Below are 18,731 nucleotides of genomic sequence, written 5' to 3' on the forward strand. Positions count from 1 at the left end.
TCAAGCGAACGCGCCGATCAAGGCAAGGATGCCGGCGCCGCTGAGCGCTGGCCAGGCAATGTGACGGCCTTGTGTGTAAACGGCATTGAACAGGCCGGTCGCAAGCCAAGCTGCGCCGATCGCTGCATTCAGCCTGGCGGGCACGCCTGGCCAGGCCACCGCCATCGCGGAAATCAGCATCAGCACCGAGGTTGCATGCCAGGCAAAGCGGACGATCCGCCGCGATAGCGGATCGGCGAGCGGCCCGGCTCTGCTCTGCAGCAGGGGCAGGATCAGCCTGCGGTAACCGAGAAGCGAATGAAGGAGGGCGGCCGCGACCATGAGGGCTGCTGACAGCCAGAGCCAGATCACGCGCCGGCGCCGATGAGTTCGCGGCCGATCAGCATGCGGCGGATCTCGTTCGTCCCTGCACCGATGTCGAGAAGCTTCGCGTCGCGCCAGTAGCGCTCCACCGGCCAGTCTTTCGTATAGCCCGCGCCGCCCAGCGCCTGGATCGCCTCGCCTGCGACCTTCACCGCATTTTCGCTCGCGAGCAGGATCGCGCCTGCTGCGTCGAAGCGTGTCGTCTGTCCGGCATCGCAGGCTTTCGCAACATTGTAGACATAGGATCGCGCCGACTGGAGCGCGACGTACATGTCGGCTATTTTTGCCTGCATCAGCTGAAACGAGCCGATCGGCTTGCCGAACTGCTTGCGCTCGCGGACATAGGGAATGACCGTGTCGAGGCAGGCCTGCATGATGCCGAGCTGGAGCCCGGCGAGGACGACGCGCTCATAATCGAGCCCCGACATCAGAACGCCGACGCCGCCATTTTCAGGGCCCATGACCTGCTCCTCGCTGACCTTGCAGTCGGTGAAGACGAGTTCGGCAGTAGGTGAGCCGCGCATGCCGACCTTGTCGATCTTCTGCCCGATGGCAAAGCCCGGCATGCCCTTTTCGATCAGGAAGGCCGTGATGCCGCGCGATCCCGCGTCGGGCGACGTCTTGGCATAGACAACCAGCGTGTCGGCATGGGTCGCGTTGGTGATCCAGAATTTCGTACCGTTAAGCACATAGCCGCCCGCAACCTTCTCGGCCTTCAGCTTCATCGAAACAACGTCGCTGCCCGCGCCAGCTTCGGACATGGCAAGGCTGCCGACATGCTCGCCCGAGATCAGCTTTGGCAGATATTTTGCTTTCTGGGCGTCGTTGCCCCAGCGGCGGATCTGATTGACGCAAAGGTTCGAGTGCGCGCCATAGCTGAGGCCGATCGCCCCCGAGGCACGCGACACTTCCTCGACCGCGATCACATGCTCCAGATAGCCAAGCCCGAGCCCGCCCCATTCCTCTTCCACCGTGATGCCATGGAGCCCGAGCTCGCCCATCGCGGTCCAAAGCTCATCGCGCGGAAACCAGTCGTCGCGGTCGGCCCTGTCGGCAAGCGGCGCGATCCTCTCATTGGCGAAGCGGGCTGTGGTATCGCGGATCATGTCGGCAGTTTCGCCAAGGGCAAAGTCGAAGTCGGGGGTGGCGCGCATGGGGGTACCTTCGCTCAAAGGCGGTTGAGGTCCATGATTGTGCCTCAAAAGCTCAGCATATGGAAATTGAAAGTCGCCTCGGTATATCATAAGAATTATTTATGATAAAACGTGCGCACATCCGGCAATTCCTTGCTGTCGTCGATGCTGGCAGCTTCACGCAGGCGGCGCTGCGCATCCGCGTCACGCAGCCGGCACTCTCGACCGGAATCGCGGAACTTGAAAAGCTCGTGGGCACATCGCTCTTCATCCGTAACCGGCGTCAGGTCCGGCTGACGCAGGCCGGCGGCCGCTTTCTGCCGATCGCGCGCGACCTTGAACGCGGATTCCAGACCGCGGACGCATTTGCCGAAAACGCCCCGGTCCCCGCGAGTGAACTGAAGCTCGGGATCATCCGTTCGGTACCCGGCGAGCTGCTCCAGACCATAGTTCGGATCCTGCGCCCTGGCTTTTCCATCGAGCTTGTCGAGAGCCGCGATTCTGAGCTGCGCGCCGCGCTCGGCAGCGGTCGTCTCCAGATGGCGTTATTGCCGCTTCGTGCCGGCGAACGCGGTACGCATGTGACACCGCTCTATGAAGAGCCGCTCAGCTTGTTCGTCGCAGCAGACCACCCGCTTGCGGGACGTATCGAGGTCGCGCCCGAGGAACTGGCGGCCGAGACGATGATTGCGCGCCGCTCGTGCGAATTTCTCGACGCGACGAGCCGCTTCTTCACCCGCCATGGCGTACGCCCGCGCTTTGCGCTGCGCAGCGAAAGCGACCAGCGGTGCCTGCGTATGGTCGCGGCGGGAATCGGGATCACGACCGCGCCCGTGTCCCTCGCGATCGAAGGCGTCGTGCCGCTCGCGGTTGCAGGATATGATTTCCGCCGCGAACTCGGATTGCTCGTCGATCCTGCATGGAGCGGACTCGCGGGCGTTGCCCCGCGGCTCAGCGAGGCGATGGAGGCGATCCGCGCCGCCGGCGCCGAATGGCGTACCGCGCGGGTTGACGCCGCGGCATGAAGCTTGCGGGGCAAGTCTGGTTTGCATGGGCAAAAGGCCATACAGTTTGCGCAGCGTCGCGGCTCACGGCAAGGGCGGGGGCATGATCGATACGCTGACTCATCTCGACCGGCTCGAGGCCGAGAGCATCCATATCATGCGCGAAGTGATGGCCGACGCGGTCAAGCCCGTGATGCTTTACAGCGTGGGCAAGGACAGCGCGGTGATGCTGCATCTTGCACGCAAGGCCTTTTATCCATCGCCGCCGCCCTTTCCCTTGCTTCACGTCGATACGACGTGGAAATTCCGGGCGATGTACGAGTTGCGCGACCGCATGGCCGCGGAGAGCGGCATGGAATAGATCGTCTATCAAAACCCCGAGGCGCTGGAGCGCGGGATCAATCCTTTCGATCACGGACCCTTGCACACCGACATGTGGAAGACCGAGGGGCTGAAGCAGGCACTCGACCTTCAGGGCTTTGACGTGGCGTTCGGGGGCGCGCGGCGCGATGAGGAGAAGAGCCGGGCGAAGGAGCGCATCTTCTCGTTCCGCACCGCGAGCCACGGCTGGGATCCCAAGCGTCAGCGGCCCGAGCTTTGGAACCTTTATAATGCGAGGAAGGCAAAGGGTGAGAGCATCCGTGTCTTCCCGATCTCGAACTGGACCGAGCTCGACATCTGGCAATATATCGCGCGCGAGAATATCCCGATTGTTCCGCTCTATTTTGCGGCGCCCCGTCCCACTGTGATGCGCGATGGTCTGCTGCTGATGGTGGACGACGATCGTTTTCCGCTGAACGAGGGCGAAGTGCCGGCCCTGCGCTCGGTGCGCTTCCGAACGCTCGGCTGTTATCCGCTCACGGGCGCCGTCGAGAGCGAGGCGGCGACGCTTTCCGAAGTCATCCAGGAGATGCTGCTCACGACCACCAGCGAGCGACAAGGGCGCATCATCGACAAGGACGGCGGCGACGCGAGCATGGAAAAGAAGAAGCAGGAGGGGTATTTCTGATGACCGACCCCATCTACGTCACCGACGCGCTGATCGCCGAGGATATCGACGCCTATCTCGCGCGCCATGAGCAAAAGTCGCTGCTCCGCTTCATTACGTGCGGCTCGGTCGACGACGGCAAGTCGACGCTGATCGGACGCCTCCTCTATGACAGCAAGATGATCTTCGAGGACCAGCTTGCGGCGCTTGAAGCCGACAGCAAGCGCGCCGGCACGCAAGGGCAGGAGATCGATTTCGCGCTGCTCGTCGACGGCCTGGCCGCCGAGCGCGAGCAGGGGATCACCATCGACGTTGCCTATCGCTTCTTCACGACCGAGAAGCGCAAATTCATCGTCGCCGACACGCCGGGCCACGAACAATATACGCGTAACATGGTCACCGGCGCGTCGACTGCCGATCTTGCGGTGATCCTGATCGACGCGCGAAAGGGCGTCCTCACGCAGACGCGACGGCACAGCTTCCTCGCGCATCTTCTCGGCATCCGTCACATCGTGCTCGCGGTCAACAAGATGGACCTCGTCGGATACGATAAGACGGTGTTCGACCGCATCACGCTCGCCTACCGCGCCTTCGCAAGCGAAATCGGCATCACGAACTTTACCGCCATCCCGATCTCTGGCTTCAAGGGTGACAATATCACCGCGCCGAGCGTGAACACGCCGTGGTACAAGGGGCCGACACTCATCGAGCATCTGGAGAATGTCGAGCTTACAAGCGCGAGCGATGAGGCAAAGCCGTTCCGGCTGTTCGTGCAGTGGGTCAATCGCCCCAATCTCGATTTTCGCGGCTTCGCGGGGCAAATTGCGAGCGGCAGGGTAAGACCCGGCGACGCGGTTCGCATTCTCCCGAGCGGCAAGACGACGACAATTGACCGGATTGTGACGCTCGCAGGGGATCTTCCCGAAGCCGTCGCGGGTCAGTCGGTGACGCTGACGCTTGCCGAAGAGATCGACTGCTCGCGCGGCGACGTGATCGCGGCGGCCGAGAGCCCGCCCGAGGTAGCCGATCAATTCGAGGCCACGCTCGTCTGGATGGCCGACGAGGCCATGATCCCGGGGCGCGCCTATTGGCTGAAGCTTGGGACGCAGACGGTCTCGGCGACGGTGCAGGCCCCAAAATATGAGATCAACGTCAATACGCTTGATCATCTCGCGGCCAAGACGCTCGATCTGAACGGCATTGGCGTGGTCGAACTGACAACCGACAAGCCGATCATTTTCGAAGCCTATGCCGACAACCGGACGCTCGGCGGGTTCATCCTCATCGACAAGCTTACCAATGCAACCGTCGCTGCAGGGATGCTGCACTTCAGTCTGCGCCGAGCGCAGAATGTGCATTGGCAGGCGACGGACGTCAGCCGCGAGGCGCGCGCTGACCTCAAGAACCAGAAGCCCGCCTTGCTGTGGTTTACCGGCCTTTCGGGGTCGGGCAAGTCGACGATCGCCAATCTCGTCGAGAAGAAGCTGTACCGAATGAACCGGCACAGTTTCCTGCTCGACGGTGACAATGTCCGCCACGGGCTCAATCGCGATCTCGGCTTCACAGAGGCTGACCGGATCGAGAATATCCGCCGCGTCGGCGAGGTTGCAAAGCTGATGACCGACGCCGGGCTCATCGTTATCACGGCCTTCATTTCGCCGTTCAAGGCCGAACGCGACATGGTGCGCGCTCTGCTTGCGCAAGGCGAGTTCTTCGAAATCTTCATCGACACGCCGCTCGAAGAAGCCGAGCGGCGTGACGTGAAAGGCCTTTACAAGAAGGCCCGGTCGGGACAGCTCAAGAATTTCACCGGAATCGACAGCCCCTATGAGGCACCGGCCAATCCCGAAATTCACATCGACACCACCCGGATCACGCCCGAAGAGGCTGCCGACCTGATCGTCGAACGGCTGCTAGGCTAAGGACGGCGAGGAGTTTTTCAGGACGAGGGGTACGCGCAGGGCCGGCGGCGATGGAGCGCTGGACAAAGAGGGGTTGAAAGCCTGGCATGGCGGAAAATGACGATCAATTGGCCGCGCGGCTCGCGGCGACGGCAGGCGAGATATTGCTCGACTTGCGCCGTGCGGGCGATCTGGAGGGCAAGGCGCTCGGGCAGGCCGGCGACGCGGCGGCGAACGCGATGCTGTGCCGCGAACTGCGCGCTGCGCGCCCCGGCGACGGGCTGTTGTCGGAGGAAGAAAAGGATAATCTGACCCGTCTCGCGCAATCACGCGTCTGGATCGTCGATCCGCTAGACGGCACGCGCGAATATGGCGAGGGTCGCAGCGACTGGGCGGTGCATGTCGCGCTTGCGATCGACGGCATCGCGGCGGTCGGCGCGGTCGCGCTGCCGGGCCTCGGTCTCACGCTGACCTCTGGCGCGCCTCTTGCGCTCGCCAAAGCGAACAGTCCGCCAAAGATGCTTGTCAGCCGCACGCGGCCAGCGGCCGAGGCGGTCTTTGTCGCCGAAGCGCTCGGCGCCCAACTCCTGCCGATGGGCTCAGCAGGCGCCAAGGCGATGGCGGTCGTGCGCGGCGAGGCGGATATCTACCTCCACAGCGGAGGCCAATTTGAATGGGACAATTGCGCACCCGTCGCGGTCGCAGCAGCGGCCGGACTCCACGTCAGCCGCGCGGACGGTTCACCGCTACGCTACAATAATGCCGACACCTATCTTCCCGACCTGCTTATCTGCCGCAAGGAATTGGCGTCTGATGTACTGCGCCTGGCGGCAGAATATTCGCCCGCGTGAACGGACCCCCATTGCCAGCTTCAGCGTTGCGCCGTAACCCGTTGCATCAAGAAACCGAATAACTGGGAGATGCGCGATGACTGACCTGCCTGACACCAATCTCGTCATGCTCACGCTGGTAAAGCCCGAAGGCGAGCTTGAAGTCTTCCTCGAGCGGCGGCCGATGCCCAACCCTGCGCCGCACGAGGTGCTGGTGAAGGTGCTCGCAACGCCCATCAACCCATCTGATCTTGGACTGCTCCTGGGCGCGGCAGACATGTCGACGGCGCGCGCCTCGACCCGCGACGGGCTGCCCCTTGTCACGGCCGATATTCCCGCGCCCGGCATGCGCGCGATGGCGGGGCGCATCGGCGATGCGCTTCCCATCGGCAATGAAGGCTGCGGACTCGTCGTCAAGGCCGGTTCCTCGCCCGAGGCGCAGGCACTGCTTGGCAAGACCGTCGCGCTCATTGGCGGCGAAATCTATGCCGAATATCGCTGCCTTCCGGCGCAGATGTGCATGCTGCTCCCCGATGGCACCGACCCGCGCGACGGTGCCTCCTGTTTCGTCAATCCGCTCACCAGCCTGGCTTTCACCGAGACCATGCGCATGGAGGGGCACAGCGCCCTCGTCCACACCGCCGCCGCTTCGAACCTCGGCCAGATGCTGGTCAAGATTTGCGCAAAGGACGGCATCCCGCTGGTCAATATCGTGCGCAGCGAGGCGCAGGTCGCTCTCCTCAAGAGCATCGGCGCGGCGCATGTGATCAACAGCAGCGATGAGGATTTCATGGACCAGCTCACCGCCGCCTTGACCGAGACCGGCGCCACCTGTGGTTTCGACGCAATCGGTGGCGGCAAACTGGCAGGGCAGATCCTGGCTTGCATGGAGGCAGCGGCGGTCAAACGGATGGCGAGCTACAGCCGCTATGGCTCGGATACCTTCAAGCAGGTCTATATTTATGGCGCCCTCGATCTTGGTCCGACCATCCTCAACCGCAGCTTCGGCCTGACCTGGTCGCTCTCGGGCTTCCTCTTGACCCCCTTCCTCCAGAAAGCGGGTAGGGAGGTGAACATGCGCCTTCGCCAGCGCGTGGTCGATGAACTCACGACCACTTTCAAGAGCCATTACAGCCACGAAATCTCGCTGACCGATGCGCTGGCGCTCGATATCATCGCTGAATATAATGCAAAGCGGACGGGCGAGAAATATCTGATCCGCCCCCACGGGTAAGGGGTACCGGGGGTTCGACCGGGGCCCTTCGCTCAGACGAGCTTGCGATACATCACGAACGCGTCGACATATTCCCCGCTGGGAAGGCGAAAGGCCTCGGGCAGCCCGCCCACGATCTCGAAACCCAGCGATGTCCAGAGACGCACGGCGCGCTCGTTCGTGCTGACAACGAAATTGAACTGCATGGCTCGATAGCCGCTGGCCCGGGCACGGTGGATGGAATGCTCGCACATCTGGCGAGCAATGCCGCGCCCTGCGGCATCGGCGCGCGTCATATAGCCGCAGTTGCAGACATGGCCGCCGCCGCCGCCCTGGTTCGCCCGCAAATAGTAAGTGCCCAGGATTTCACCCTTTTCCTCCTCCTGGGCAGCGAACACCTGCTTGTCGGGGGCAAACCACATCGCGAGGGCTTCGTCCTCGCTCATCCCCGGGTCGCAGGAATAGGTCGAGCCTTCGCGGATCGTCGGCATGATGATCGCGGCTATGGCGGGAACATCGGCCGGCACGGCAGGTCGGATAATCATCCCTTCCTCTTAGCAGCCCGCCGCGCGATGCAAATCATGCCGCGACAAGGAACAGGGGATGAAGAGATCGCCCCGGGAAACAAGCGGCGCGGCGCGCCTCCTCTCCTCGTTGTTCCCTGCGATGGCGCGCGGGGCGCCGCCGCTACCGCTTCATGCATTGGCGTGCGTCGTCGCGCTTATACTCGCCGCAGTTCCACAGCGCCTTTTCGAACCCTGCCTTGTCGTCGCGAAGGTAGGAAAAGCTCATTGCCGCGCGCTGGGTCTCGTTCATCGCGTCGCTCGCCGGCTTCAGCGTCGGGTTGGTCCAGCCCATGAACTTGCAATAGGGTTTTTCGCCGCATAGCCGCAGGGCGAGTGTGACGAAGCTTTCGGGCGGTGCTCGGCGTTCTAGCTGGACGTAGAGCGTATCGCGGCCCGCCGCCTCGCCTGCACCCGGCACGAGGCGCACCTCCTTCGCGAGCGTATCGACCTCGGCATCGGCGAGCGCGCTTGGAAGGGAGAGTGCAAGCGCGTGGAGCGGGGAAATCGCGGCGAGCTTGGCGACCGGTGCGTCCTGGCCCGACACAGCACCGCGAAAGGCGCCCGGAGTCCCCCAATAGCCGGGCCAGCGGAAAAAGAGGTGCGTGTTGGCGATTGCGATCTTCTGGAGGCTGTCGCTCCAATAGGGCCGTACCCAGTCGGTATGGTAATGGGTTGCGAGCCCGACGCGCGGGTCCGTGATCCCCGAGAGCATCATCTCCGCAAGCACCTGCGCGCGGCTCCAGGCTGCGTTAGAATAGCGGCGGTTCAGCGCGCCATCGCAGGTGAAGGTGAACTGGCACCCGGTCGCACGCTCGGAGCCTTGGAATACCACGGCACAAATCGACTTGGGAAAGGCGGGGTGCCTGACCCGGTTGATGACGACCTGTCCGACGGCTTGCTGGCCTTTCGCATCATCGCCCGCTTCATAGAGCATCGCCGCGGCGAGGCAGTCCCGCGCGCGGCCGCGGTTCTCCGTGTCGCCGGGATAGGTAAAGGGGCGCGCCGCGGCGAAACCCTTGAGAACGAGAGGGATGCGCGCATTGGCCGCGCGCGCGTCCTCGGGCGCGACCGGTGCGAGTTCGGTGGGCAGGACTTCGGGCACTATTTCGGCGGGCGGCGCCGCAGGGCGGGGGAGTGCAGCAGCGTCCATTCGGCCGCCGGGTGCGCTCGCATAAAGAACGGCGACGATGGCGGCCACCGAGAGCAGGACGAACAGCCACCCCGGCCATTCGCGCCGCGTCGGCAACGTCTCCTGGCGCGCGTTGAGGCGCATGGTGCAAAATCAGATCTCGGGCAGGAAATCGGGCACCGACAAATAGCGTTCGCCAGTGTCGTAGTTGAACCCCAGAATGCGGGTACCTGGCGGCAGATCGCGCAGCTTCTGCGCGATCGCGGCAAGCGTCGCGCCCGACGAGATGCCGACAAGCAGGCCCTCTTCCGCCGCCGACCGCAACGCCATCGCCTTGGCCTCGGCGGCGTCAACCGTGATCACCCCGTCGAGCAGATCGGTATGCAGGTTGCGCGGAATGAATCCTGCGCCAATGCCCTGGATCGGGTGCGGACCAGGCTGGCCACCCGAAATGACGGGGGAGGCCACGGGTTCGACTGCAAAGACCTTGAGATGCGGCCAATGCTCCTTCAGGAACTTGGCGCAGCCGGTAATGTGCCCGCCGGTCCCGACGCCGGTGATCAACACGTCGATGGGTGTGCCCTTGAAATCGGCGAGGATTTCAGGTCCGGTCGTGCGGTAGTGGATGTCGACGTTGGCGTCATTCTCGAACTGCTGCGGCATCCACGCGCCGGGCGTGGTCTCGACGAGCTCGATCGCGCGTTCGATCGCGCCCTTCATGCCCTTTTCGCGCGGCGTCAGGTCGAACGTCGCGCCATAAGCGAGCATCAGTCGGCGGCGTTCGATCGACATGCTCTCTGGCATGACGAGGATCAACTTGTAACCCTTGACCGCGGCGGCCATCGCAAGGCCGATGCCGGTGTTTCCCGAGGTCGGTTCGACGATGGTGCCGCCGGGCTTCAGGCTGCCGTCCTTTTCGGCCGCCTCGATCATGGCAAGGCCGATACGATCCTTGATCGAGCCCCCCGGATTGCTCCGTTCCGACTTGATCCAGACTTCTGCGTCCGGAAACAGATTGGCCATGCGGATGTGCGGGGTATTGCCGATGGTTTCGAGGATCGAATGGACTTTCATCGTCGCTGTGCACCTTCTTGATATGCGAACCGTGGATCGCGCCGCGCGAAGCGATGCGGCCAGTCCCCCGAGCGGGTCCAGAGCGCCTCATCCGCGAGGGCGGGTGTTGGCGCGGGTTGTAACGATGCGAGCAGATACTGTCCATAAGGCCAGTCGCCGAGTGCCGAATCCGCGTTGATATGCCCGAACGGACCGGCGTTGACGAAGCGCGCCCCCCAGTTACGCGCGAGGCGCCAGACATGCGCGGTGGAGGCATAAGGATCATTCTCGCTTGCGACCGCGATGAATGTCTGGCGCGGCATCAGCATTGGCGACGGGGTGAAACTTGCGATCCGCCCCTGGCGGGGCAGGCGCGCAAGGTCGGGCGGGGCGACGAGCAGCGCGCCCGCCACCCTTGCGCGAGCAAGGCCGTTGGCGGCGGCGAACCAATGGGCAAAGGCATGGCACCCGAGGCTGTGCGCCGCGATGAGCACCGGTGAGCCCTGAGCATCGATTGCGTCGGCTATCGCGGCCACCCACTCATCCTGGTCAGGATCGTCCCAATGGCCAAGTTCGACTCGCTCGGTGGACGTGAACTTCTGCTCCCAGAGGCTTTGCCAGTGGGCGGGGCCACTGTTGTGAAGCCCCGGAATGGTCAGGATCTTATAGTGAATATTGGACGCTTGCATGGCGGTCACTCCATATCGGGATGAAGGGAAGGCCGCGGTGACGGGTGAGTCCGATATAATTCAACTAAACAAATAGACAATAGCCATTTGACGAACCGGGGCCGGGGTGCGGCGAGCGGTGAGGCTCAGATTATCTGAACTGCGACTCGAAGGTTTTGGCCCGTCGCAGCTCGGGGAAAAGCCACGACCAGAGCGCCGTGACCCCGATTGCCGCAGCGCCGCCCACGGCGACCGCGCCGACCGGGCCGATGAGCGCCGCCATGGCGCCCGCGCGCATTTCGCCAAGCTCGTTCGAGGCCGAAATCGCGAGCCCGGAAGCGGCACTGACCCGCCCGCGCATATGATCGGGTGTGTTGAGCTGAATCAGCGTGCCGCGCACGAAGACCGAGAACATGTCGGCCGCGCCCATGATCACAAGCAGGCCCAGCGAGAGGAAAAAATGTGTCGAGAGTCCAAAGCCGAGCGTCACGGCCCCGAATACAGCGACCGCCCAGAGCATCTTGACGCCGACATTGCGCTCGATCGGCCGGATCGCAAGACCAAGCGCGACCCCCGCTGCGCCAACGGCAGGCGCCGCGCGCAAGAAGCCGAGACCCTCTGACCCCGTATGAAGAATATCGCGCGCATAGACGGGCAGCATTGCGGTGGCGCCCGCGAGTAGCAAGGCAAAGAGGTCGAGCGTGATCGTGCCGAGGAGAAAACGTTCGCTCCACACGAACTGCAACCCGTCGACCATCTCGCGCAGCGGATGACGCCGCACTTCGGCGGGAGGCGGTTGAACGGGGCGAACGCGGCTGATTGTGAACGCCGAGAGCGCGAGGAGGATAGCAGCAAAGATATAGACCGACGCGGCATCGGCGGCATAGATGAGCCCCCCCGCGGCAGGACCGATTACGGATGCGGACTGCCATGCGATGCTGCTCATCGCAATCGCGCGCGGCAGGACCGCGGGCGGAACGATGTTGGGCGCGATGGCGCTCATCGCGGGGCCGGAAAAGACGCGCGCCACGCCATGAAGGGCAGCGAGGCTGAACAGGAGCGGTAGCGTCAGCGCATCCTGCGCGGTGAACCACCAGAGCGTTGCCGCGATGCAAAGATCGATAAGGTTCGAGAAAATCGCCACGCGGCGCCGCTCGAAGCGATCTGCCGCCCAGCCCGCAACCGGGGTCAGCACTGCAAGCGGAGCGAACTGGAAGAGGCCGAGGAGGCCGAGCTGAAAAGAGGCCTCCTTGATGGACATGCCATAGTCGGTACGTGCGGTGTCGTAGAGCTGGTAGCCGATGACCACGACCATCGCGATCGTCGCCATTACCGCGGTGAAACGCGCGAACCAGAAATATCTGAAGTCGGCAAATCGAAGCGGGGAGATGGGTTTGCCGGGGGCGGCGGGCGGCAAGGCCGGGTCAACCGATGGTGGAGGGGGTATCGTCGCCATGTGCCCTTCGCCCTAACGCGCTTTATTGCACCGCACCAGATGGCACGCCCGTTGTTCGTCGATTAACGGATGCGCGCCGGGGCATTGGGTGGCAGAAGCGCCAGGACGGACAGAGGGAGAGACTGGTATGACACGCAAATTGACCAGCTTCGGCGGGGCTGCGCTCGCGGGTGCACTCCTCATTCTCGCCGGCTGCAACGCGAGTGACAACAGCTCCGTCACCGCTCCTGCGACGTCGACAGCCACGAGGTGGAGCGCATTTCGCGATGCCTTTCTCGCCGGCTATTTTCCTCTCAGCCCGACATTTGCTGTCTATCAGGGCAAGCATGAATATGATGGCCAATTACCCGATTGGTCGCCGGAGGGGATCGAAAAGCAGGCGGCATTCCTCGAAAAGGCGATCAAGGACGCCAAGGCGTTCGACGGCGACATGTCGGATGCGGAAAAATTCGAGCGTGACTATCTGGTCCGGGTCGCCGAGGGGCAGCTTTTCTTTCTGCGCGATACCGATTTTGCACAAAAGAATCCGGCCTTTTACGTCGGCGCTCTCGACCCCAATGTCTATATTGCACGCCACTATGCAGACCCTGCAACGCGGATGAAGGCGTTCATTCAATATGCCGAGAAAATCCCGGCCGCTGCAGCGCAGATCAAGGCGAACCTCAAGCTGCCGCTGCCGGCGACCTTCGTGAAATTCGGCACTGCGGGGTTCGGCGGCTTCGCCGAATATTATACCGGCGATGCCAAGGCGGCCTTCGCCGCCGTGAAGGACCCCGCGCTCCAGAAACAGTTCGACGAGGCGGCCGCCAAGGCGGCGGCAGCGATGCGGGACCTTGCCGCCTATGTCGGATCGCAGCCGGGCACGGCTGACGGCTATGCGCTCGGCGCCGACAAATTTGCAAAGCTGATCCTCACAAACGAGGCTGTCGACACGCCGCTCGATGAGCTTGAACAGATCGGCGAGGCCGATCTCAAGCGCAATCAGGATGCTCTCAGGGCGGCGTGTGCGGCCTATGCTGCGGGGGCGACGATTGCAGACTGCATGAAGCGGATGAACGCGGACAAGCCCGCCGACGGCCCCGTCGCCGAGGCGCGCCGCCAGCTGCCGCAACTCCGCGCGTTCCTCATTGAAAAGGACCTGGTTTCGATCCCCGGCACCGAACAGGCCGAGGTCGAGGAATCCCCGCCTTACAACCGCCAGAATAGCGCCTACATCGATATCCCCGGTCCCTATGAGAAGGGTCTGCCGTCGGTCTATTACATCTCGCCGCCTGACCCCGCTTGGGACAAGGCAACGCAGGATGCCTTCGTGCCGGGCAGGAAGGACCTGCTCTTCACCTCGGTTCACGAGGTATGGCCGGGTCATTTTCTGAACTTCCTACACTCGAACCGCGCCGAGAGCATCTTCGGCAAGCTTTTCGTCGGCTATGCCTTCGCCGAGGGCTGGGCGCATTACACCGAGGAGATGATGTGGGAGGCGGGCCTTGGGGATGGCGATCCCGAGACGCACATCGGCCAGCTGTCGAACGCGCTGCTTCGCGATTGCCGTTTCCTGTCGGCGATCGGGCTCCACACCAAGGGCATGACCGTTGCGGAGAGCGAGAAGATGTTCAAGGAGCAGTGCTTTCAGGACGAAGGCAACGCGCGTCAGCAGGCCGCCCGCGGAACCTACGACCCGCTTTATCTCAACTATACGCTCGGCAAGCTGATGATCCGCAAACTGCGCGATGATTGGACCAAGGGCGACCGATCGAAGTGGAAAGCCTTCCACGACGAATTCCTGTCCTATGGCGGCCCGCCGATTCCGATGGTGCGCGCAGCGATGATGAAAGAGAGTGCGCCGAGGGCGATTTTCTGACCGGACGGCGCGGCCCGCTGCCGCGCCGGTTACCCGGGCGCGCGCAGCCGCGCGACGAAAAAGCCGTCGAGACCGCCGGCATTGGCGAGCATGGAGGGCAGGGTGCGGACGAATCCGCGCCTGTCGGGGACCACGCCTCGCGGCAATTCTTCTGGCTGCGCTGCCACGATCGCCCAGGCCGGATGGTCGGCGTGGAAGGCCGCGATCTGATCCTCACCCTCGGCCTGCTCGAGCGAGCAGGTTGCGTAGACCAGCAAGCCGCCGGGTTTCAACCAGCGCGCGGCGCGCTCCAGCAGTTCCCCCTGCAGCGCCGCCATTGCTGCAATCTGCGCGGGTTCAATCCGGTGCAGCACGTCAGGGTGACGGCGAAAGATGCCGGTCGCCGAGCAGGGCGCGTCGAGCAGTATCGCGTCAGCGGGAGCATCGGGCTCCCATGCGCGGATGTCCCCTTGTGCGATGTCAGCCAAAAGGCCGGTGCGGTTGAGGTTGGCTTTCAGCCGTTCGAGGCGCTTGGCGCTTGAATCGACGGCCGTGACGTTCCAGCCCGCGGCAGAAAGCTGCATCGTCTTGCCCCCCGGTGCGGCGCAGAGGTCGAGCGCGCGCCGGCCATGTCCCGCTCCAAGCAGCCGCGCGGGGGTGGATGCGGCAAGGTCCTGTACCCACCAGCCGCCTTCGCGAAAGCCTGGCACTTCTTCGATCGCGCGGCCGCGGGGCAAGCGGCGATGTCGCGGTGCGAGCGCGGGAAATTCGCCCCATTCGGTACCGTCCGGTTCGGCCGCAAAGCTGAGATCCATGAGGGGCGGGCTGCTCCATGCTGCCGAGGCGGCTGCCGCCGTCGCTTCGCCCCACTGAGCGTTCCAGCGCGCCGCGACCTCAGACGGCAGGCTGGCGGTCGCAGGCAGGTTCCAGGCCTCCTGCTGCGCGCGCGACAGGAGCGCGTGGACGAGGCGACGCGGCCCGCCGTCAACGAGCGGCAGTGCGGTGGCGACTACCGCGTGCGGCGGGGATTTGAGCACGAGTAATTGCGCAAGGGCGATGCGGAGGACGGCGCGCGACTTGACGTCATCGGGAAGTGGCTGGGCCGTTGCCTGGTCGATCAATATGTCGATATCGACCATCCAGCGCAGCGCCTCGGACACGATCGCGATCGCAAAGGCCCGGTCCGCCGGCGCGAGGCCTTGCGTCGCTGCATGAGCGGCGATGTCGAGCGGGTCGCCGCGGCGCAGCACGGCGTCGATCAGGCGCAGCGCCGCGCGGCGCGGCGCGGTACCTGCCGGCTCGCCGGCGGGAGACCGGCGCCGAGCGCGCCGACGCTCAGTCATTGGGGCCACGATGCGAGAGGTTGGCGTGAACGCGTAAAGTCATTATCTGGCTCTCATCTTTCATACTATCCAGGATGGTCGGATGACCCAAGAGAGCAAGTCCAACATTGGCGGCACGCCGCGCGCCATGAAGCGCCCCGCTCATGTCAAGGCGCCCGCTGACTGGACGAACGAACCGATCCCGGCGCCGAAGGCGATCGTCCCCGAACCTGACGAGGCCCAGCCGGGCGGACGCAATCCGGTGCGCTATGGCGACTGGGAACTCAAGGGTCTCGCGATCGACTTTTGACGTGCCGCGCAGCGCGGTCAAAAGGGATTCATCCGCGCCGGGATCCCCGAGCGATCGACAAACTGATGTTTGAGCGCCGCCGCAATATGGATCACAACCAGCGCCAGCATTGTGAGCCCCAGTAACTCGTGCCGCTCATGCATCAATTCGGCGAGAGCCTTGTCCGGCGCCGCGATTGATGGAACAGTGAATAGCCCGAAGACATCGATCGGGCGATCCGCGGCCGACATCCACACCCAACCCGAAAGCGGTAGCATGAGCAGCAGCGCATAGAAAAGAAAATGCACAATCCTGCTGAGCGACCGCTGCCACCTCGAAATGCTTTCGGGAAGTGGCGGCGGCTTGTGCAGTAGCCGCCAGACGATCCGGACCATCGTGAGCGCGAGGATCGCGATGCCGAGCGCCTTGTGAACGCCCATCGCGGCGCGGTGCACGTCGCGGGGCATCCCTTCGGTCAGCATCGCGAGGCCGATGTTCGCAATAACCGCGAGGCCGATCAGCCAATGAAGCCATATGGCCACCTTCGTATAGCGTGGTTCCCTGGTCGAACCGGCGAAGGGGCTTGCGGCGGTGGCCATAGGTTCGAACTCCTCAGGCGCTCGGAGCTTCCGTCACCAGTTGCATCTTGCCGCTTTTCACCTGTTCGGCAAACACTTCGCGCATCAGCTGCAGCGAGAAGAGGTGGGCGAAGATGAGGCCGAGCATTCCGTTCTGCATCATCTTGCGCAGCACGTCACCGCGCAGTTCGCGCAGTTTCGCCTCATCCACCATCTGGAAACCGCGATAGATATAGGGCTGACTGCTCCCCTCAGGGGTAATGCTGACCTCGCCGTCCATCAGCAAGTCGGCCTTCTTCAGTTCCTCCATGAACATGCCGGTGCGCTGGCCCGCTTCCTCAAAATTCTTGCAGAATTCCAGGATCGCGTTGGTGGCCTCGGTAGGCTTGCCATCTTCGAACAGCTGGTCGCCCTCGTCGAATTTGCCGATCGCGCCTGCGGTCGGGTCGAAGCAGAGCGACAATTCGTCCGAATCCGGGCGAAGACGCGCGAGAAGGAAAGGGTAGCGGCGGATATAGGCCGGGATATAAACCGGATTGATCAGTTTGCCATCCGCGTCGACGAAGGTGTTCATGCCCTCGTTCATACCCATCAGCGCGAGCGGGACAGGGTTGTCGCCCGCAGAGAAGACGATCGGGAAAAAGCGGCACGCCGACGAAAATTCGTCAGTGGTCAGCGGCACGGCGTGCTGGTCGACCAGGAAGTCGGCGCTATCCATCGAGCGAGCACGGAAATCGGCATGATCGACGCTCGAAAGCGGTGCAAGGTCCTTGTAGAAAAGCGGCAGATTGGCGTTGGCGGGCGCAGTGGCCATGGTGTAGCTCCGAAGCGGGGACCCGAGGCGGGCCGAAAAAATGACAATGGCGCGCCTTATTGGCCCGCGCGCCGCGACGCAAGGGCCGATGCCAGCTGTGCCGCCCCTTCACTCAATCAGCTTGCCCGGATTGAACAGGCGATCCGGATCGAGTCCCGCCTTGACACCGCGCAGCGCTGCGAGCCGTGCGGGACTGTCGAGTTCGGCGAGCAAGGCGCGTTTCATCTGCCCGATGCCATGCTCGGCGGAGATCGATCCGCCAAGTTCAAGAACATGGCGGTAGACGAGGCGGCTCAGCCCCTCGCCATGTACGGAAAGCCAGTGCGCGCCGTCCACATCAAGCGGGGGCTGGACGTGGTGATGTACGTTGCCGTCACCCAGATGCCCGAACGACAGTGCGCGCGCGCCAGGGTAGGCGGTAGCGAGCCGCGCTGGGTTCTCGGCGATAAAACGCGGCATAAGATCGACCGGAACGCTGACGTCGTGCTGGAGCGCAGGACCTTCGGCGCGTTCGGCTTCGGAAATTGAATCGCGCAGTCGCCAGAAGGCCTCGCATTCGGCCTCGTTCTTGGCGATCACGACGTCAGAGATCAGTCCCGCCTCGAGCGCCTCGCCAAGCTGCGCCTGAAGCGCCCCGCCGAGATCATGATCATTATCGCCTGCCAGCTCGACCAGCGCGTACCAGGGATGAGGCGCATCGAGAGGCGCGCGCGTTTGCGGAATATGGCGCAGCACTGCGGTGAGGCAAGCGTGCGGAATGATCTCGAACCCTTCAAGCTGGCGGCCGAGCGCGGCATCAAGACAGCGCAGTAGCCTCAGCGCGGTTTCGGGCGATTCGAGGCCGATCCACGCGGTCGCGCGCGCGGCGGCAGCAGGCACCAGCCGCAGGCAGGCGGCAGTGACGACGCCGAGCGTCCCCTCGGCGCCGCAGAGAAGATGTTTGAGGTCGTAGCCGCGGTTGTCCTTCTTGAGCGGTGCCAGCCCCCCGAAAATGCGGCCGTCGGGCAATATAGCTTCGATTCCAGCTACGAGGGCGCGCATCGTGCCGTGCCGCAGGACCTGCGTCCCGCCCGCGTTGGTCGACACAAGACCGCCAATCGTCGCCGACCCCTTGCCGCCCAATGTCAACGGGAAGCGAAGGCCCTGCTCGAGCACTGCATTGTGGAAGACCTCGAGGATGACGCCAGCTTCCACCACCGCAAGTCGCGCCGCCGCGTCAATCGAGCGGATGCGGTTCAGGCGCCGCAGGCTGAGCAGGAGCTGATTGCCACTGGCGTCGGGCGTGGCGCCTCCGACCATGCCGCTGTTCCCCCCCTGGGGGACGAGCGCCGCGCGTTGCGCGGCGCACAGGCGCACCACCGCTGCTACCTCTTCGGTCGTTGCGGGCGAGAGCATTGCTGCTGCGCGCCCGTGATATTTCCCGCGCCAGTCGGTGAGCCACGGCTCCATTGCCTCCGGATCGTCGCTATACCCTTTGGCGCCGAGCAGGGCTTGCAACTGGTCAAGCAGGCGAGGGGACGGGGGCAGCGTCATGGTTGTTCGATCCGGTTGGTCACGCCCGGCTTGACAGCAAGGCCTGAAAGCAAT

At 63.8% G+C, this 18,731-nt stretch carries 17 protein-coding genes and 1 pseudogene; 7 read left to right on the top strand and 11 right to left on the bottom strand.

Features of this window, described 5'->3' with window-relative positions:
- On the bottom strand, positions 1-351 hold the full coding sequence (locus tag B5X69_RS03530) for a hypothetical protein (protein ID WP_079637329.1): 351 nt from the start codon (positions 349-351) through the stop codon (positions 1-3).
- Positions 348-1,517 carry an isovaleryl-CoA dehydrogenase gene (locus B5X69_RS03535; protein ID WP_079637330.1) on the bottom strand — a complete coding sequence of 390 codons (1,170 nt, stop codon included), beginning with the start codon at positions 1,515-1,517 and terminating at the stop codon, positions 348-350. Before B5X69_RS03535 ends, B5X69_RS03530 begins: the two co-directional genes overlap by 4 nt.
- A gap of 101 nt (positions 1,518-1,618) precedes the next feature.
- On the opposite strand from B5X69_RS03535, the gene B5X69_RS03540 reads away from it, so the two are divergent.
- The 5 genes and pseudogenes from B5X69_RS03540 to B5X69_RS03560 all read left to right on the top strand — a co-directional run bounded on the left by B5X69_RS03540 (position 1,619) and on the right by B5X69_RS03560 (position 7,453).
- Positions 1,619-2,521: a LysR family transcriptional regulator gene (locus B5X69_RS03540; protein ID WP_079637331.1), complete on the top strand. Its 903-nt coding sequence runs from the start codon at positions 1,619-1,621 to the stop codon at positions 2,519-2,521.
- 82 nt (positions 2,522-2,603) lie between these two features.
- Positions 2,604-3,509: pseudogene (gene cysD / locus B5X69_RS03545) on the top strand (sulfate adenylyltransferase subunit CysD).
- Positions 3,509-5,410, top strand: a complete 1,902-nt coding sequence (cysN, locus tag B5X69_RS03550) for a sulfate adenylyltransferase subunit CysN (RefSeq protein WP_079637332.1) — start codon at positions 3,509-3,511, stop codon at positions 5,408-5,410. Before cysD ends, cysN begins: the two are co-directional and overlap by 1 nt.
- Positions 5,411-5,496: 86 nt before the next feature.
- Complete coding sequence (locus tag B5X69_RS03555) at positions 5,497-6,240, top strand: 3'(2'),5'-bisphosphate nucleotidase CysQ (protein ID WP_079637333.1); 744 nt, start codon at positions 5,497-5,499, stop codon at positions 6,238-6,240.
- 76 nt (positions 6,241-6,316) lie between these two features.
- On the top strand, positions 6,317-7,453 hold the full coding sequence (locus B5X69_RS03560) for a zinc-binding dehydrogenase (protein ID WP_079637334.1): 1,137 nt from the start codon (positions 6,317-6,319) through the stop codon (positions 7,451-7,453).
- Positions 7,454-7,485: 32 nt separating this feature from the next.
- Here the strand turns inward: B5X69_RS03560 and B5X69_RS03565 are convergent, their stop codons facing one another.
- The 5 genes from B5X69_RS03565 to B5X69_RS03585 form a co-directional block, all read right to left on the bottom strand.
- The gene (locus B5X69_RS03565; RefSeq protein ID WP_079637335.1) at positions 7,486-7,977 is read right to left on the bottom strand and encodes a GNAT family N-acetyltransferase; all 492 of its coding nucleotides are present in this window, start codon (positions 7,975-7,977) and stop codon (positions 7,486-7,488) included.
- A 142-nt stretch (positions 7,978-8,119) separates the two neighbouring features.
- Positions 8,120-9,271, bottom strand: a complete 1,152-nt coding sequence (locus B5X69_RS03570) for a cell wall hydrolase (protein WP_079637336.1) — start codon at positions 9,269-9,271, stop codon at positions 8,120-8,122.
- Positions 9,272-9,280: 9 nt separating this feature from the next.
- On the bottom strand, positions 9,281-10,201 hold the full coding sequence (cysK, locus tag B5X69_RS03575) for a cysteine synthase A (RefSeq protein ID WP_079637337.1): 921 nt from the start codon (positions 10,199-10,201) through the stop codon (positions 9,281-9,283).
- Positions 10,198-10,869: an RBBP9/YdeN family alpha/beta hydrolase gene (locus B5X69_RS03580; protein ID WP_079637338.1), complete on the bottom strand. Its 672-nt coding sequence runs from the start codon at positions 10,867-10,869 to the stop codon at positions 10,198-10,200. Before B5X69_RS03580 ends, cysK begins: the two co-directional genes overlap by 4 nt.
- A 130-nt stretch (positions 10,870-10,999) precedes the next feature.
- Positions 11,000-12,304: an MFS transporter gene (locus B5X69_RS03585; RefSeq protein WP_079637339.1), complete on the bottom strand. Its 1,305-nt coding sequence runs from the start codon at positions 12,302-12,304 to the stop codon at positions 11,000-11,002.
- A gap of 127 nt (positions 12,305-12,431) precedes the next feature.
- On the opposite strand from B5X69_RS03585, the gene B5X69_RS03590 reads away from it, so the two are divergent.
- On the top strand, positions 12,432-14,162 hold the full coding sequence (locus B5X69_RS03590) for a DUF885 domain-containing protein (protein ID WP_079637340.1): 1,731 nt from the start codon (positions 12,432-12,434) through the stop codon (positions 14,160-14,162).
- A gap of 29 nt (positions 14,163-14,191) precedes the next feature.
- Here the strand turns inward: B5X69_RS03590 and B5X69_RS03595 are convergent, their stop codons facing one another.
- Positions 14,192-15,484, bottom strand: coding sequence for an RsmB/NOP family class I SAM-dependent RNA methyltransferase (locus tag B5X69_RS03595; RefSeq protein WP_079637341.1), 1,293 nt, complete (start codon positions 15,482-15,484; stop codon positions 14,192-14,194).
- An 82-nt stretch (positions 15,485-15,566) separates the two neighbouring features.
- Here B5X69_RS03595 and B5X69_RS03600 point away from each other — a divergent pair, with 82 nt between their 5' ends.
- Positions 15,567-15,773 carry a DUF1674 domain-containing protein gene (locus tag B5X69_RS03600; RefSeq protein ID WP_176141501.1) on the top strand — a complete coding sequence of 69 codons (207 nt, stop codon included), beginning with the start codon at positions 15,567-15,569 and terminating at the stop codon, positions 15,771-15,773.
- 17 nt (positions 15,774-15,790) lie between these two features.
- Here the strand turns inward: B5X69_RS03600 and B5X69_RS03605 are convergent, their stop codons facing one another.
- From B5X69_RS03605 to B5X69_RS03615, 3 genes are all read right to left on the bottom strand, one after another.
- Positions 15,791-16,351: a cytochrome b gene (locus B5X69_RS03605; protein WP_079637342.1), complete on the bottom strand. Its 561-nt coding sequence runs from the start codon at positions 16,349-16,351 to the stop codon at positions 15,791-15,793.
- A gap of 13 nt (positions 16,352-16,364) precedes the next feature.
- Positions 16,365-17,144 carry a SapC family protein gene (locus B5X69_RS03610; RefSeq protein ID WP_079637343.1) on the bottom strand — a complete coding sequence of 260 codons (780 nt, stop codon included), beginning with the start codon at positions 17,142-17,144 and terminating at the stop codon, positions 16,365-16,367.
- A 108-nt stretch (positions 17,145-17,252) separates the two neighbouring features.
- Entirely contained in the window at positions 17,253-18,677 is a 1,425-nt protein-coding gene (locus B5X69_RS03615) for an FAD-binding oxidoreductase (protein ID WP_079637344.1), read from the bottom strand.
- Positions 18,678-18,731: the final 54 nt, after the last annotated feature.

It is taken from the genome of Sphingopyxis flava, assembly GCF_900168005.1.
Classification (GTDB): Bacteria; Pseudomonadota; Alphaproteobacteria; order Sphingomonadales; family Sphingomonadaceae; genus Sphingopyxis; species Sphingopyxis flava.

Coding starts and splice junctions, on each gene's coding strand:
- B5X69_RS03535 (WP_079637330.1), bottom strand. CDS start 1,517: ATGCGCGCCACCCCCGACTTCGACTTTGCCCTTGGCGAAACTGCCGAC.
- B5X69_RS03540 (WP_079637331.1), top strand. CDS start 1,619: ATGATAAAACGTGCGCACATCCGGCAATTCCTTGCTGTCGTCGATGCT.
- cysN (WP_079637332.1), top strand. CDS start 3,509: ATGACCGACCCCATCTACGTCACCGACGCGCTGATCGCCGAGGATATC.
- B5X69_RS03555 (WP_079637333.1), top strand. CDS start 5,497: ATGGCGGAAAATGACGATCAATTGGCCGCGCGGCTCGCGGCGACGGCA.
- B5X69_RS03560 (WP_079637334.1), top strand. CDS start 6,317: ATGACTGACCTGCCTGACACCAATCTCGTCATGCTCACGCTGGTAAAG.
- B5X69_RS03565 (WP_079637335.1), bottom strand. CDS start 7,977: ATGATTATCCGACCTGCCGTGCCGGCCGATGTTCCCGCCATAGCCGCG.
- B5X69_RS03570 (WP_079637336.1), bottom strand. CDS start 9,271: ATGCGCCTCAACGCGCGCCAGGAGACGTTGCCGACGCGGCGCGAATGG.
- cysK (WP_079637337.1), bottom strand. CDS start 10,201: ATGAAAGTCCATTCGATCCTCGAAACCATCGGCAATACCCCGCACATC.
- B5X69_RS03580 (WP_079637338.1), bottom strand. CDS start 10,869: ATGCAAGCGTCCAATATTCACTATAAGATCCTGACCATTCCGGGGCTT.
- B5X69_RS03585 (WP_079637339.1), bottom strand. CDS start 12,304: ATGGCGACGATACCCCCTCCACCATCGGTTGACCCGGCCTTGCCGCCC.
- B5X69_RS03590 (WP_079637340.1), top strand. CDS start 12,432: ATGACACGCAAATTGACCAGCTTCGGCGGGGCTGCGCTCGCGGGTGCA.
- B5X69_RS03595 (WP_079637341.1), bottom strand. CDS start 15,484: ATGACTGAGCGTCGGCGCGCTCGGCGCCGGTCTCCCGCCGGCGAGCCG.
- B5X69_RS03600 (WP_176141501.1), top strand. CDS start 15,567: ATGACCCAAGAGAGCAAGTCCAACATTGGCGGCACGCCGCGCGCCATG.
- B5X69_RS03605 (WP_079637342.1), bottom strand. CDS start 16,351: ATGGCCACCGCCGCAAGCCCCTTCGCCGGTTCGACCAGGGAACCACGC.
- B5X69_RS03610 (WP_079637343.1), bottom strand. CDS start 17,144: ATGGCCACTGCGCCCGCCAACGCCAATCTGCCGCTTTTCTACAAGGAC.
- B5X69_RS03615 (WP_079637344.1), bottom strand. CDS start 18,677: ATGACGCTGCCCCCGTCCCCTCGCCTGCTTGACCAGTTGCAAGCCCTG.